Origin of the sequence: Fibrobacter sp. UWB16 (assembly GCF_900215325.1) — a bacterium.
Taxonomy (GTDB): Bacteria; Fibrobacterota; Fibrobacteria; order Fibrobacterales; family Fibrobacteraceae; genus Fibrobacter.
This window is the reverse complement of sequence record NZ_OCMS01000001.1, coordinates 718,145-732,123: the sequence shown is the minus strand read 5'-3', so window position 1 is coordinate 732,123 and position 13,979 is coordinate 718,145. Positions and strand designations below refer to the sequence as shown.

Annotated in this window: 9 protein-coding genes and 1 tRNA gene; 7 read left to right on the top strand and 3 right to left on the bottom strand. The window is 49.1% G+C overall.

The features are described 5' to 3' along the window. The first annotated feature begins 178 nt into the window (after nt 1-178). Entirely contained in the window at nt 179-4,348 is a 4,170-nt protein-coding gene (locus CRN95_RS03060) for a hypothetical protein (protein WP_235002839.1), read from the top strand. 18 nt (nt 4,349-4,366) lie between these two features. Further along, a complete protein-coding gene (locus CRN95_RS03050; RefSeq protein WP_097020058.1) occupies nt 4,367-6,652 on the top strand; it encodes an OmpA family protein in 2,286 nt (761 codons plus the stop codon). Nucleotides 6,653-6,889: 237 nt separating this feature from the next. Here CRN95_RS03050 and metF read toward each other — a convergent pair whose 3' ends face one another. Beyond that, entirely contained in the window at nt 6,890-7,780 is an 891-nt protein-coding gene (metF, locus tag CRN95_RS03045; protein WP_088629873.1) for a methylenetetrahydrofolate reductase [NAD(P)H], read from the bottom strand. Nucleotides 7,781-7,965: 185 nt separating this feature from the next. On the opposite strand from metF, the gene CRN95_RS03040 reads away from it, so the two are divergent. Next, nucleotides 7,966-8,039, top strand: a tRNA-Arg gene (locus tag CRN95_RS03040). A gap of 75 nt (nt 8,040-8,114) precedes the next feature. Here CRN95_RS03040 and CRN95_RS03035 read toward each other — a convergent pair. Both CRN95_RS03035 and fliB read right to left on the bottom strand, forming a co-directional pair. Then, the gene (locus CRN95_RS03035; RefSeq protein WP_088629874.1) at nt 8,115-8,657 is read right to left on the bottom strand and encodes a TlpA disulfide reductase family protein; all 543 of its coding nucleotides are present in this window, start codon (nt 8,655-8,657) and stop codon (nt 8,115-8,117) included. Between the two features lie 145 nt (nt 8,658-8,802). Continuing rightward, nucleotides 8,803-9,876, bottom strand: a complete 1,074-nt coding sequence (gene fliB / locus CRN95_RS03030) for a flagellin lysine-N-methylase (RefSeq protein ID WP_088629875.1) — start codon at nt 9,874-9,876, stop codon at nt 8,803-8,805. Between the two features lie 428 nt (nt 9,877-10,304). Here fliB and CRN95_RS03025 point away from each other — a divergent pair, with 428 nt between their 5' ends. The 4 genes from CRN95_RS03025 to CRN95_RS03010 are packed head-to-tail and all read left to right on the top strand — an operon-like array spanning nt 10,305 to nt 13,974. Next, nucleotides 10,305-10,778 (top strand): division/cell wall cluster transcriptional repressor MraZ, encoded by a 474-nt coding sequence (locus CRN95_RS03025; protein ID WP_088629876.1) that lies wholly within the window; start codon nt 10,305-10,307, stop codon nt 10,776-10,778. Further along, on the top strand, nt 10,768-11,781 hold the full coding sequence (gene rsmH, locus CRN95_RS03020; RefSeq protein WP_097020057.1) for a 16S rRNA (cytosine(1402)-N(4))-methyltransferase RsmH: 1,014 nt from the start codon (nt 10,768-10,770) through the stop codon (nt 11,779-11,781). Before CRN95_RS03025 ends, rsmH begins: the two co-directional genes overlap by 11 nt. After that, nucleotides 11,778-12,095, top strand: coding sequence for a hypothetical protein (locus CRN95_RS03015; RefSeq protein ID WP_088629878.1), 318 nt, complete (start codon nt 11,778-11,780; stop codon nt 12,093-12,095). The genes rsmH and CRN95_RS03015 overlap by 4 nt, the downstream gene beginning before the upstream one ends. Then, nucleotides 12,088-13,974 carry a penicillin-binding protein gene (locus tag CRN95_RS03010; RefSeq protein ID WP_097020056.1) on the top strand — a complete coding sequence of 629 codons (1,887 nt, stop codon included), beginning with the start codon at nt 12,088-12,090 and terminating at the stop codon, nt 13,972-13,974. The genes CRN95_RS03015 and CRN95_RS03010 overlap by 8 nt, the downstream gene beginning before the upstream one ends. Nucleotides 13,975-13,979: the final 5 nt, after the last annotated feature.

Here is a 13,979-nt window from a genome sequence, read left to right as displayed (position 1 = left end):
TAAGAAATAGGAAAAGTGATAAAAATTTTATATAGGTCAAAAAGTCGTAATTTGATGTAAAAAAATCCTTTTTTTGCGTTGGCGTAACCCAAATGGGCTATGCATTTAGTCTTTACTTTTTTGCAAAAAAAACTAAATTCCGCCACGATTTTACAATTGTAAAAAAATGGGAACGAAAATGAATAACAAATATATTAAGTTAGGCTTTGCAATTTCTGCAATGTCTCTTTATTTCGCTGGTTGCGGCGATGATGTCCTCGTTTCTGAGGAAGCTTCTCAATTTTCTACGGTTAACTCTCTCGATGCAAAAGACTGTAGCGATTCGACCGAAGGCTCCATGGCCTTTGTGAAGTCCAAGGCTACGATGTACGTGTGCTCTGATGGCGAATGGGTTGCCATGAGCGATCACGAAGCAGTCCAGTATCGATGCGAATCCAAGGAACTCAAGGACAAGTCCGGATTTGCGATTATTTGCGATGGCGATACGATTGGCGTTGTGAAAAACGGTAAAGATGGTAAGGACGGTTCTGACGGTAAAAATGGTACCAATGGTACTGACGGTAAAGACGGCAAGAATGGTTCCAATGGTACAAACGGGTCTAACGGCTCTGACGGTCAAAATGGCGCAAGTGTCGATTCTGCTGCAATCAACAAGGCTATCAAGGATGCCTTGAGCAGCGCCTCTGCCAAGAGCCAGAGCGAAATTGACGAAGCTCTCAAGAATTTGAGCAGTGCTTCTGCCAAGAGCCAGAAGGACGTCGATGACGCCCTCAAGAACTTGAGCTCTGCAACGGACAAGTTCGGCGAAGATATCGACAGCAAGTTCAACGACGCCTACAGCAGCTGGAATGCAGAACTAGAAGACAAGTCTTGCGCCATCGTCGATACGGTTCGTGACAACGAAAAGGCTATTATCACCGTGACAATCCGTTGCGGCGAAGCCGAAACCAAGATGGAAATCCCGTTCACGCCCGTGAACGAGAATCTCGCCAAGGTGTACAAGAAGCATGTTGTCGTGCGTTTCCCGGTGCAGGCCAACAAGGAAACAAAAACTGACGACATCTATGAAGAAATCTGGAAGAACCTCAAGGGTGGCGATAATGCAGAGCTTACCGTGACGGATCTTGACGAAAAGTTCGCCCCGAGCGGCAAGGTGTTTATGCAGGACTTGTTCGCCTCTGCCAATAAATCCTTTGTGACAATCGAAGAAACTAACGAAAAGGCGGTGGAATACAAGGTTGCACGCCTTGAAGGGGATCTCGACATCACGAACCTTACGACCCCGGTTGTGAAGCTCCGTGTCAAGCTGAACTTGAGTAACAACGCTTTCGGCGCCTTTGGCGGATTTGGCTCGAACGCAACGGATGTCATTTACAACGCCTATGCAGACTTGTCCGATGCGTCCGATACGGTTGTCATCGACTTCTTGACCGACTACAAGGCCGCCCGCGTAAAGAAGTTGATAACCGCTGGCGAAGGCGAAACTGATTTTGCAACTGCAAACGTGCAGGCAAACAAGGACCTTGCCCACGCCCTTTATTTGGAAAACGGCGAAGAATATCCGTCTTTCGAACATTATGCCCCCGATCAGATTGGCCTGGCCGAAAACTTCAACAGCATCGTGTGGGTAATGGCCCTCATTGACCAAAAGGACAAGACTCCGGGTTTTAACTCGGTCTATAACGCTTTCCGCAATGTCTTTGCCGAAAACGGCAACTTTAACACCGCCGTCAATACGACCTACGCAGGCAAGGAACACAGCATGTTCTTTGTTGATTACCTCGCTTTGCTTATCGACGCGAACTTCTTCAAGTGGAACCAAATGCAGCATGGCGACTATACTGCTGAAACGAATGTCTGGAGTGGTACGGATGCCGTCTATTACAAGATTTTGCAGAATGGATTTGTGGAAGCCTATAAGCTTAAAGTCGAAGACGCAAAGGTTTTCAATGATCCGTCTGGCTATAGCAGCAAGGTGTATAAGTCTGATGTCGAAGGGGGATATTTCCGTTACTTTGAATATATCGAAAACGAACAAGTTTGGTATCCTGTAACACTTTGGGCTGTAGGTGTTGCAACGGTGGAACAAGTTTGCGATGCTGACGCAGTTAATTCGACCTTCTTCTATAGCTTTGAAGGTCTTGATGACAATGCCGTTTGTGTATGCGACAATGGAAAATGCTACTGGCAAGATACTGAAAATGTATGCTTGGGCCGTAATAAAGGAGATAAGGGATCGGCGTTCTTTGACGGGGAAATTCAAGAGTATGAGTGCGAATGTGATCTATCAGCTTCTTCTACTTGCGATGCTCTTGTGCCTGGTATTCCGAACTCTTCGAGCTCTGTTGCGTCCTCTTCTAGCGCTGCAAGTGGCAAGACTCCAGAAGAACTTGCAAATGATCCGTCTTCTAAGCTTTACCTCGGTGAATGCAGCGCTACAGTAAACGAAGGCAAAGAAAAGCTGTTCGACACCAAGAATGCGGAACTTGCCACGGCAACGAGCAAAACAACCTTTGTATGCGATGGCTCCAAATGGAGACAGAAAGATTATCATGATGAGAAATATGGAATATGCACAAAAACCGTGATGGGAAAGGGAGTCGTCAAGGATGAAAATGGTTCCGCTTGGTACAAATGCGATTACCTTGATAAACAGGAAAAATACGAATGGATCGCTACTGATTGGCTTGACTCGTATTTAGATAAAGCTTGCCATTATGGCTATGTCAATGAAAAAGTGGTTACTGAATCCGGTTATGAATATGTTTGTGAAACAGTAGAGGATTTAGACAACAACGGTAACCATACCCATGAATGGCGTGAAACGACTGCTGATGAATATTGCGTGGGTGACCGCGTCAAGGCTACAGTGCAGAAGCTTGAAGACGAAGACCTCGGCGAATCGACCTTCAACGAAAAGTGTAGCTACCACGGTTCTACCTATGCGAGAAACAATACTGCTAGCGGGGCCAAGGAATGGGTGTATTACGGTAATTTTATCAACGAAAGCACAAGAAACAGCGTTTTCTTGTTCTTGAATGGTTATAAGGATAATGTAATTTACACTTGTAACAGTTGGTACTGTGATTCTGTTTCTGTAGAAGTCGTGCAGGGTGCAATTGCCTCGAATATGCCAGAAGTCGAAAAACAGAAATGGATTAATGTCCTTTGCAACTATGGCGATTACAAGCGTGCTAGTGGCTACGCCGACGGCATCGCCTTTGAAGTCAACGTAACGTTAAAGAATGGCGAAAATCCGAAGACGTTTGTCGCTAGTGCCAAGAGAGATGATTGGCACGAACCTACCTTTGAGGATTATGGCGAGTGCGATGAAGATAAGATGAAAAATCAAACCAAAGTAGCTGTTTACGAAGGGAAAAAATACAAGTGTAACTACATTTCTGGAGTTTCCAGCGGATACTCTTGGGTTAAAGCAAGTGTTTTGGATGAAGACGCTACGCTTGGAATTTGCACGAGAAATCGAATAAAAGATGTCGCTATAGTCGGTAACGCATACTATGAATGTCTTAGTAATGGTGACGTAGAAGGAATCCCCGAAAGTTCTTCCTCCACAGATTGGAAAGAAATTGGTGAAAATGAGTACCTTAACGAGTCCCTTAACGCCAAGTTTGATAATTGCGATACCGATAGAGGTGATACTAAAAACATTGCAGACATTAAGAGCGAAACCCTCAAGGATGGTGAAAGCCACAGTTTCAAGTGCTCTATAGCTAAAGAAGTCGAAAATGGCAATGGTAAGTGGGTTGACGCCTCCACAGACATTGCTCTCGACCAGATTTGCAACAGAGATAAAGAAGGTGCAACTGTTACCAAAGAAAGCGTAACCTATGTCTGTGCGTACAAGGATGAATCATCCATGTATCAGTGGATTACTTCTGATGAGTACTGCGAAACTCATGGTGAAAATTTGATATATGGTGGGTATCATAACAATCCGCGTAGTTCTTCTAGTATGTCTCACTGTGGTGAATATATTGAATGTCAAACGGAAACCGACAAGAAAATCTGCCATGTCGGTACCGAGTCTTTCGTCAAATTGGAGAGCATGTGGCAATCTGTGGCAGAATATTGCGAAGACCATTCTACAGGTTCCGCCTGTGAATTTGTCAATCATGTAGGTGAAAATATAACTGAGTCTACTCTTAGGTATTACGAACAAACGGAATACTACGTAAAGACAAATCAAGTTTATAAGAAAGCAGAAACTGTGGAAGAATATTGCGATGCGTTTAATCCGGAACATAATAAGACCTGCATATTTAATTTTGCAGTTTACATTTATTGCGAAGGTTTAAGTAAATGGGCTGGGTGGTGCCCGAACAGCTGATAGAAATTGTACTAGAATATGAAAAAACTTACCCTTATACTTGCACTTGCGCAGGCGGCGGTCTTTGCACAGACCGGCCTCCTGGGGGGTAAAACCGGCCTCCACCAGCAAGATGCGAATACGCTTGGATTTTTCCACTTCCGTTTAGGGACGGGCGGTACAATTGCGACCGATAACTGGGGCTACACCCGTGGCGCCTTGTTTACGGACCAACATGGTCGTACCCAGGAACTCGATGTGTGGGATGCCCGTATGGAAAAGGGCCGCATTGACGGCGCTTTGGCCGGTAACTTCAACTTTGCGTTTGGCCTCCGTGATGACTTGGATATCGGCGTGAGCCTCCCGATTTACTACGACCACGCAAAGGATTACTCTGGCGAAGCGATTCGCGCTCACATGGGCAAGGGAGGCCTCGGCGACTTGCAGTTTTACGCCAAGTACCGCACGCCGCATTTGTTTGGCCCGGATTACATGACAACTGCCGCCGTTGTGGATTTGACGGTCCCGACTGGCTGGAGGGGCGTGGGTATCCGCCCGCGTCACGCCTGGTTCCTCGATAACGAAGGTGGCCCGACGTATGCCTACACGGCAAACAGCGTGATGCTCGGCCTTACGGGGGTTGTCTCTGTCGATTACTCCAAGAAGGGAGTTCCTCTTACTTGGAATTCTTCTCTTGGCCTGATGCTCGGTTTTGGCGATGCTTCGAATACGCTCGTGTATAGCACTGGCGTGAACTGGCTCGTGAACGATTATTTCCAGCCGTTCCTCGAATTCAGTGGCGAAATGCGCTTCGGTAACGATGCGTATCCGTTCAGCCCGATTACCGACCCGATGGTACTCACGCCGGGTATCAATGTGAAGATTCCGTTCTTCAACATTGACTTTGCTGCGGGTATCGATATCGGTATCGGAAACCTCGTGGATGGCTATGATCGCAAAGACGCCATGGACAACTGCAAGGATTTCCAGATCAAGTACAAGGGCGAAAATGGCTACCGCGCAAGCTACTGCTATGTGGCTCAGCCGCTTATTGCCGGTATCGCAAAGCTCACGTGGACGTTTGGCTTTGACGGCGACGACGATAACGATGGCGTAAAGAACCGCAAGGACAAGTGCCCGGAAACGTTCCCGCCGATAGTCGTGGACGAAGACGGCTGCGGCATCGATACTGACGAAGACAAGGTCTTTGACGGTCTCGACAAGTGCCCAGATACGCCGAAGGGTGTCGCCGTGGATTCTGTCGGTTGCCCGTTCGATACGGACGAAGATGGCGTCTATGACTACAAGGATATGTGCCCGGATACTCCGAAGGGTGTGCCTGTGGATAGCGTCGGTTGCCCGTTTGATACGGACGAAGACGGCGTGTTGGATTACAAGGACCAGTGCCCGAATACGCCGAAGGGTGTCAAGGTTGATTCTGTTGGTTGCCCGCTCGACAGCGACAAGGACGGAGTCTTTGATGGGCCGGACAAGTGCCCGGATACGCCGGAAGGTGTCGCCGTGGATGCTGACGGCTGCCCGCTCGATACCGATAAGGATGGCGTGCCCGATTACAAGGACAAGTGCCCGAATACGCTCCCGGGAATTCAGGTGAACAAGCGTGGCTGCCCGCTGCGCCGCAAGGAAGACCTGGACTACCTCAAGAAGGGCATCCAGTTCGAATTCGACTCGGCAAAGCTCCTCAAGTCCAGTTACCCGACTTTGGATGACATCATCGCGCTTTTGGAAAAGATTCCGGAAGTGAAGCTTGAAGTCCAGGGCCATACGGATATCGTGGGTACCGAAGACTACAACCAGAAGCTTTCTGAAGACCGTGCCCACTCCGTGACGGATTACTTCGAGTCTAAGGGAATCCCTGCGGAACGCCTCCGCGCTATTGGCTTCGGTACTCGCGTGCCTGTTGCTGATAACGTAACGGATGCTGGCCGTGCGAAGAACCGCCGCGTGGAACTCATCCCGTTCGGTTACTACACCGAAGGCGATAGCACTGCTGCCGCTCCGTCTGATTCGCTTTTGAAGGATAGCACCTTGGTGCCTCCGGCAAAAGCAGATGTGAAGCCGAACGTAAAGCCCGAAGTGAAGGTGAAGCTCAAGGCCAATGCCGAAAAGAAGGTGAGGTCTGCTTCTAAGGCTGGCCTGAAGCGCTTGAAGAACATGCGCGACAGAGCTGAAAAGGCTGTTGTCGAAATGAAGTCGGAAGCTGCTGCCGCTGCAAAGCCTGCTGAAACGCCGAAGCCGGTTGAAACGCCGAAACCGGTCGAGACTGCTCCGGCAAAGGCAAGTGCGCCTGCTCCGGCTCCGTAGGGTGATTGTCATGCCCGCCACCGAGCGGGCATCTCCCTATTAGAAATTCAAAAGACCTGGCTTATCGTCAGGTCTTTTTTTGATGTCAATCTGAGTCTTTTTGCATCTCGTCATTCTGAGTCCGTGAGGACGAAGAATCCAGTTAAATCTTGTTATGCGAGAAATTACTGGATGTTTCGAGGCTTTGCCTCTCAACATGACGCCGTTGAGAATGGCGTCATAATGACGACGCGTTAATTACCCTGCAAAGTTCTTGCCGAGGATGGCAGAGACGTTCTTGAGGATACCTTCGGCGACGTCCGGCTTGTTCATGGAATAAACGTGGACGTTCGTGATGCCGTTCGCGTAGAGGTCGATGATCTGGTCGGTGGCGTAGATGATGCCAGCCTGCTTCATGGCTTCCGGATCGCTACCGAACTTGTCCACGAGCGACTTGAAACGCTGCGGCATGAACGAACCCGAAAGCTTAATGGCGCGTTCGACCTGGTTTGCGTTCGTGATGGGCATAATGCCGGGGAGCACCGGGCAGTTCACGCCTGCATCGCGGAGCTTGTAAAGGAAGCTGAAGAAAAGGTTGTTGTCGAAGACCATCTGCGTCGTGAGGAAGTCGGCGCCTGCATCGACCTTTTCCTTGAGGTGCTTGATATCTTCGGCTTGGTTTGGACTTTCCGGGTGTTTTTCCGGGTAGCAGGCGGCGCCAATGCAAAAATCGGCATCAGCGGCTTTGAGTTCGCGGATAAGCTCGACGGCGTGGTGGTAGTCGCAGTCGCCACGGCCATTTGCAATGAGTTCCGGCGTGAGGTCGCCACGGAGGGCCATCACGTTCTTGATGCCGGCGGCCTTCATGTCTTCGATGCGCTGGTGGATGGTTTCCTTGGTGCTCGAAATGCAGGTGAGGTGGGCGAGCATCGGAATGTTGAAATTGTACTTGAGATTCTTCGCAATTTCGAGCGTGTACTGGCTCACGCCGCCGCCTGCGCCGTATGTGACGCTCATAAATGCGGGGTTAAGCTTTGCAATTGCTTCGGTAGCTGCTTTAACGTTTTCAAAACTCGTTTCTTTTTTAGGCGGGAACACCTCGAAGGAGAGGCTCATCTTGTCTTGCTTCAGGATGTCGATAATCTTCATTGTATCTCCGTGCGATTGTATATCGCGCTTTTGATTTATGCAAATATTTAAATTCATGCATAAATGTAGATAAAATTCCCGATAATGGCAATGGGGATTACGTAATTTTTTAGAGAGATTGTGGGACGGACTGTGCGAGAATTGACGAAAAATCAAATTATTTACTATATTGTGTGCTCACAAACGCCGTCGTAGCTCAGTTGGATAGAGCAGTTGCCTTCTAAGCAACGGGTCGTGGGTTCGACTCCCGCCGACGGTATGAAAAAAGCCCCCTTGTGGGGCTTTTTTCATACCGTCTGGCGCCCAGGGGCGCCAGGTTCGACGGCCGTTTTTATTACTTCTTCAAAATCTTGTTCAGCGTAGCGCGCAAATGGTTCATGTTCGCTTCGTTGAGTGTTTCGTAGCGGTAGAACGTGCCGTCCTTCTGCACGAGGTAGACCACCGGGATGTAACCCGTGCCATAAGCCGGCCCAAACTTACTATCCGTGTCCTGGAATACCGGAATAACAGCGTGGTACTGGTCGATGAACAGACGGATGTCGTTCTTCTTGATGCCGCCGTTCAAGCCGATGGCAATGCCTGTGAGTCCCTTGGATTCATATTCCTTGATGAGGTTCTGGATCTCGGGGAAGTGCTTTTGGCAGTGCGGGCACTTGGGGCTGAAATAATAGATGAGCAGCGGTCGGTTGCTGAAATGCGCGAACAAAATGCCCGGATCGCTGATGCCCGAAAGGTGCGTTGAAAAGTCCATTTTCATGGGTTGTTCAGTCTTGGGATCCATCATTAACTTGATGTCGGCAACCTGTGGTTCAGGTGCAAACTGTGCAAAACCCATTGCTGCTGCAAGTACAATCAAACTGAGAATTCGTCTAAACATGCTCATACTCCTAAAGATTTTTGGTTGATCCCAGGGATTCTATTTTAAACAGTTGTAAAATACCAAAAAATAAGGGGATGAATTGTGATTTTCGTCAAAAAAAGGCAAAAATAATGTAAAAATTAGCGATTCTCGCTCGACGGCGTTATTCCGCTAGAATTCTTTTGAAAATGGCGGGCAAAAACGCTGGATTTTCCATGAATTCTTGCTCTAAAATCTCCATGATTTCTTCGGAATATTCGGTTTGCTTGCTGAGCAACTTGATGGCATCAATTGGGGCGGTTTGCGGGGCCGAATTGCCAGCGAGGATTTTTCCGAATTTTTGCAACATGATCCAGAAATAAATGGCAAACTCCACTTTGGTGAGGCTGTTGCCGTCGAATAAGCTTTTTTCGTAGTAGCGGAATAGCAGGTAGGCGATGATTTTTTCACCGTCGCTGTCTGTGAAGATTGAGCTGCCCGAATTTGGAGCGACTTCTGAATTTGCTGGTGCTGACCAGCCGATTTCTTTGATCTTCTTGTACGCCGAATCCCAGGCGGGGCCGTAGCTTTCGCCTTTGCCAAGGACGTCGATCCACGAGTGGTGGATGTTGTTCGAAATTTTATAGTTTGTGCGAACTTCGGAATCGCCGGGTTCGGACAGTTCTAAACCACTTGTCTCGATGGTGTAATCCAATAACTCGATGAGTCGGACGTTCAGCGGTTTGCTGTGGTCTGCTAGAATTTTGAACAAATGATTACGTTCTTCGAAAATGACATCGCGGGCTTCGAGTGCGTCGTCGGGGATTTCATCGGGGGCGTCGTCGATTTCTCGCTCGATAAATGCGATGGGCGAGGTGGCTGTACCTTTGCTCTCAAGCAGGAGGCGTACGCCTTCTTCGCAGCAGAGCCCGATTCCTTTTTCCATGATGTCGCCGTAGACTTCGACGAATCTCGGGTGTTCACGACAGATGTCGCAAAGGCTCTCTTCGCCGAGGTTGCAAATCATGTCGCAGAGCCCGTCTTGCCGTAAGAATGGGCAGCGGTCGCCGGGGAGCAATTTGAAATGATCGTCTTCGATGTTTTGGCGGAGCTTTTCGCCGAATTCTCCCTGGACGGTTTTGTAGCGCTTGGCGCTAGTTTCGTCGATGTCGATTTCCCAGCCGACACAGCAGGTATCGGTGCATTTGTCGGCGATGCAATGGAACGAATCGTAAAAATCAGGAACTCGAAGAAGCATGTGGTAAAGATAGAATGCTTTCCGTCGTTTTGATGTTTTTCATTTCGTCATCCTGACGCTGTAAGCGGATATATGAAACTTGGGACTTTAGCCCCTTAGTTGAATTAGGTTCGAAGGAGCAGGATCCAGTTACTTTAACGAGACTTGACTGGACCCTTCGTCGCTACGCTCCTCAGGGTGACGAAGGTGCTTTTGATAAACCTGACCGTCGCTATGCTCCTCAGGGTGACGAAAATGTTTTATAACGAAAATCTTACGTAAATATTACTCTCGATGGCGTCTGAAACTGGATTTTTGTGTAAAAATTTCTTTAACAAACGGTAAAAGTATGCTTTTTTTAAGCTCGACCCCGGTTTTCTGTTGCCATAGTGGTAGAAAGTGGGTATATTTGTGGTGTGTGATAAGTGTTGTGGTAAAATGTGTCAAATATGAATTTCACTTCTTTCATAGGACAAGCCCAAACGGCGATCGATGGAAAGGGAAGGACCTCCTTCCCTAGGGAATTCCGTCGTCAGCTTTCGGCGTCCGAAGGGAATGAGTTCGTGGTCACCCGTGGCCCGGACCGCACCCTCCGGTTGTTCGTCCTACCCGAGTTTGAGAAATTCATGGCGGACTTGGACAGCCGGTCCGACCGCCGTCAAGCCGATTTAGTTCGGAGAGGCCTCTGCCCCACAGTCGTGGAGATGGATGGCCAGAATCGCATTTTACTCCCCAAAATATTGCTGGAGTATGCCGGTCTTAAAGACGAAGTTCTTTACGTCCAGGCCAGCGGTAAAACTCTCGAATTATGGAATCCTGAACGTTACAACGAAAAGTATGGCTTACAGACAAATGAAGCTATCGACGCTTTCGATGCCGCGTTCTATGGTGAAGGCTTGACGGAGGGGGATAATGGCAGATAACGATCTCCGCAAGTCAGTACATGTAAATGAAATTTCCGAAGCCGCGGTCGCTGGAGTTCAAGGGAGAGAATTCTATCACGATCCGGTAATGCTCCAAGAATGCCTTGAAGGTCTGAATATTAAGGCTGACGGAGTGTATGTGGACTGCACCCTTGGCGGTGGCGGCCATTCTTATGCTATTGCTCAAAAGCTGAACGAAGCGGGAACGCTCCATGCGTTTGACCGTGATGACGAAGCCGTTCAGTTTGCAACGAAGCGCCTTGCAGGCGTTCTCCCCAAGTTTATTGTCCATCCGGTTCCGTTTGCTGAACTCGGAAACGAAATTGAACCGAATACTATTGACGGTATCCTTTACGATCTCGGCATCAGCAGCCATCAGGTGGATGACTCTAGCCGTGGTTTCACGTTTGTTGGCGACAATCCGCTCGATTTGCGTATGGACCGTCGCGAAAATGTTTCTGCTCAGGAATGGCTCCGCACGGTGAGCGAAGATGATTTCGCCGCTGCGCTCCGCAAGAATGCCGATATGGATCGTGCGTTCAAACTCGCCACCCGCATCAAGGAAAAAGTGGGAGAAATTGCCACTCAGGGCCGCGATGTGCTCCCGAGCGATATCAAGGCCGTTGTCGAAGCCGTGTTCCCGGACAAGCGCCGTGACGCCAATAGCCTTTTGGCTCGTGTGTTCCAGGCTATCCGCATGGAAGTGAATGGCGAACTCAAGCAGATTGAAGATAGCCTCCGCGCAGCAGTCGATTGCCTCAAGGTGGGCGGACGTTTGGTCGTGATGAGCTACCATTCTGTGGAAGACCGCTGTGTTAAGGAAACGGCAGCAGAATTTGAAAAGGCATGCATTTGCCCGGAAAACTTGCCGGTGTGCATGTGCGGTGGTAACCACCAGCGTTTGAAAAAAGTGAACCGCAAGCCGATCTTGCCCTCGGCTGACGAAATCAACAGGAACAGCCGGGCTCGTTCTGCAAAACTCAGGGTGTATGAAAGAGTATGACTGATAACGTGCAGAATGAATCCGTAAAATCCGGGAAGCATGGCGTGATGGGTGTTGTGCTTCTCCTTGTGCTTGTTGGTTCGATGGTGTGCATGGTTCCTGTATATATGCAGAACCGCATCAACCGTCTTTACGGCACTTTCTATGGATTAAGGGAAAAGGCGAACTTGCTCAATCGTGAAATCCTTTTGAGGGATTACGAAATCAACAAGCTTACGTCTATGAACCATCTTGCAAAGTTCGCGGAACGTTCTGGCCTTGGATTGAATGGCGTTCCGGTAAAAATCATGATAACGGGGGAGTCGCATGAATAAGTACGGCGCAGATCCTCTGTTTATTTTGAAGAGCCTTGTCCTTTGCACGATTGGTGTGCTCGTTTGGCAGACTTTTGACATCCAGGTTTTGAACCGTAGTGTTTATCAGGTCAATACGAAGTCGATGGTGACGCATACGAAGAACTTGTATGCCGAACGCGGGACGATCATGGACCGCAATGGTGTCGTATTTGCAGAAAGCATGCGCGATACGAGTGATAACCTGGGTTATAGCCGTCTCTTCTTGCAGGGCTCCTTGGCCTCTCAGATTGTAGGCAAGGTGGGCTATAATGGTTCGGGCAGCATGGGCATGGAAAAGATTTTCGACGATAGCCTCCGCGGTGACGAAGGCATTCGCGTGAGTGTCCAGGATGTTCATCGCCGTGAAGTCTATTACCGTTCGAAAAATGTGGTCGAAGCGAAGTCTGGCTTGAATCTTGTGCTGACGATTGACCGCAACATGCAAGAAATTGTCGAAAAGGCTTTGAAGGATGGCGTTGCTGAATTTATGGCGACGAGCGCAAGTGCTGTTGTCGTGGACCCGTACACGGGTGAAATCCTTGCGATGGCTAGCTACCCGACTTTTGACCCGAATTCCAAGAATCAGGGTGTCGGTCGCATGTCGAAGAACGAAATTATTTCGATGTCGTACGAACCGGGTTCTACGTTCAAGGTCATTACGGCTGCTGCGGCTCTTGAAAATAACGCCGTCAGCCCGAACAAGATTTTTGTAAACGAAGGCCGTTGCTGGAGATGGAATCCGAGGTCCGAAAAAATTTGCGATACCCACGTGTATGGCGATATGGACATGAGCGAAGCGATGGTGCAGTCTTCGAACATCGTCTTTGCAAAGATTGCCTCTGAAGTGGGTGCTGATCGCCTATTCAAGATGGCACGCGCCTTTGGCATTGGTACGAGAGCGTTTGACAACTACGAAGGTGAAGAAAGCGGAAGACTCTTGACGCCGACGGAACTCACTCGTGATGATAGAACGTTAAAGACGATGGGCTTTGGCCACGCCGTTTCTGTGACTCCGATCCAGATGGTCATGGCTTATGCTGCTATTGCTAATGGTGGTAAGCTTATGCGTCCGCAGATTGTGAAGGAATGGCGCAATTCCAATGGCGATGTCGTTGAAAAGAACAAGCCGGTGGAACTCCGCAGAGTTGTTTCTGAAAAGACTGCTGCAACAATCCGCAAGATGCTTAACCGCGTGGTGAATAGCGGTACGGCAAAGCGTGTTGCATCGCAGAAGTTGCCCGATGTCTTGTTTGGTGGCAAGACGGGTACGGCTGAAAAGTACAATCACTTGACCCGTTCTTATGACCGTAATTCCCAGGTGGCTTCGTTTATTGGGCTTGCTCCGTCCGAAGATACGCGCTATGTGTGCCTCGTACTTGTGGATGACCCGCAGGGTAAGCACGTCGGTGGTCTTACGGCTGGCCCGATTTTCCGCCGCATCATGGAAGGGATTTATTACCATCCGGCGCTCTCGCCGCTTGCCCATAACTTGAAGCAGGTAAAGCTCGGTTCTCCGTGCGACAAGGATTTTGGCGGAATGATGGTTTCTGCCGTTAAAGATTATGCAAGAAAGCACAGCTGCGTGGTTCACTTTGAAGGCAAGGGGCTCCGCGTGATTTCGGAACGTGTGGATGCAGGCCTTGTGAATGGCAAGACGCTTTTGCTCGGCGATGCTGTGGCTAGCAAAATGCCGAACTTGCAGGGACTTTCGTTAAAGGATGCTCTCGAAGTGATGGGGAACATCCGCATGAATGTTGAATATACAGGAAAGGGACGCGTTGTAGCCCAGGAACCCAAGGCCGAAGAAGCCTTGCAGAGGGGCATGATTTGCAAGCTGACCTTAAAGGAGAAAAGCTGATGATT

Bases quoted from the DNA above. Each gene is read 5' to 3' on its own strand.
- CRN95_RS03050 (WP_097020058.1), top strand. From the start codon at position 4,367: ATGAAAAAACTTACCCTTATACTTGCACTTGCGCAGGCGGCGGTCTTT.
- CRN95_RS03010 (WP_097020056.1), top strand. From the start codon at position 12,088: ATGAATAAGTACGGCGCAGATCCTCTGTTTATTTTGAAGAGCCTTGTC.
- metF (WP_088629873.1), bottom strand. From the start codon at position 7,780: ATGAAGATTATCGACATCCTGAAGCAAGACAAGATGAGCCTCTCCTTC.
- CRN95_RS03015 (WP_088629878.1), top strand. From the start codon at position 11,778: ATGACTGATAACGTGCAGAATGAATCCGTAAAATCCGGGAAGCATGGC.
- fliB (WP_088629875.1), bottom strand. From the start codon at position 9,876: ATGCTTCTTCGAGTTCCTGATTTTTACGATTCGTTCCATTGCATCGCC.
- rsmH (WP_097020057.1), top strand. From the start codon at position 10,768: ATGGCAGATAACGATCTCCGCAAGTCAGTACATGTAAATGAAATTTCC.
- CRN95_RS03035 (WP_088629874.1), bottom strand. From the start codon at position 8,657: ATGTTTAGACGAATTCTCAGTTTGATTGTACTTGCAGCAGCAATGGGT.
- CRN95_RS03025 (WP_088629876.1), top strand. From the start codon at position 10,305: ATGAATTTCACTTCTTTCATAGGACAAGCCCAAACGGCGATCGATGGA.
- CRN95_RS03060 (WP_235002839.1), top strand. From the start codon at position 179: ATGAATAACAAATATATTAAGTTAGGCTTTGCAATTTCTGCAATGTCT.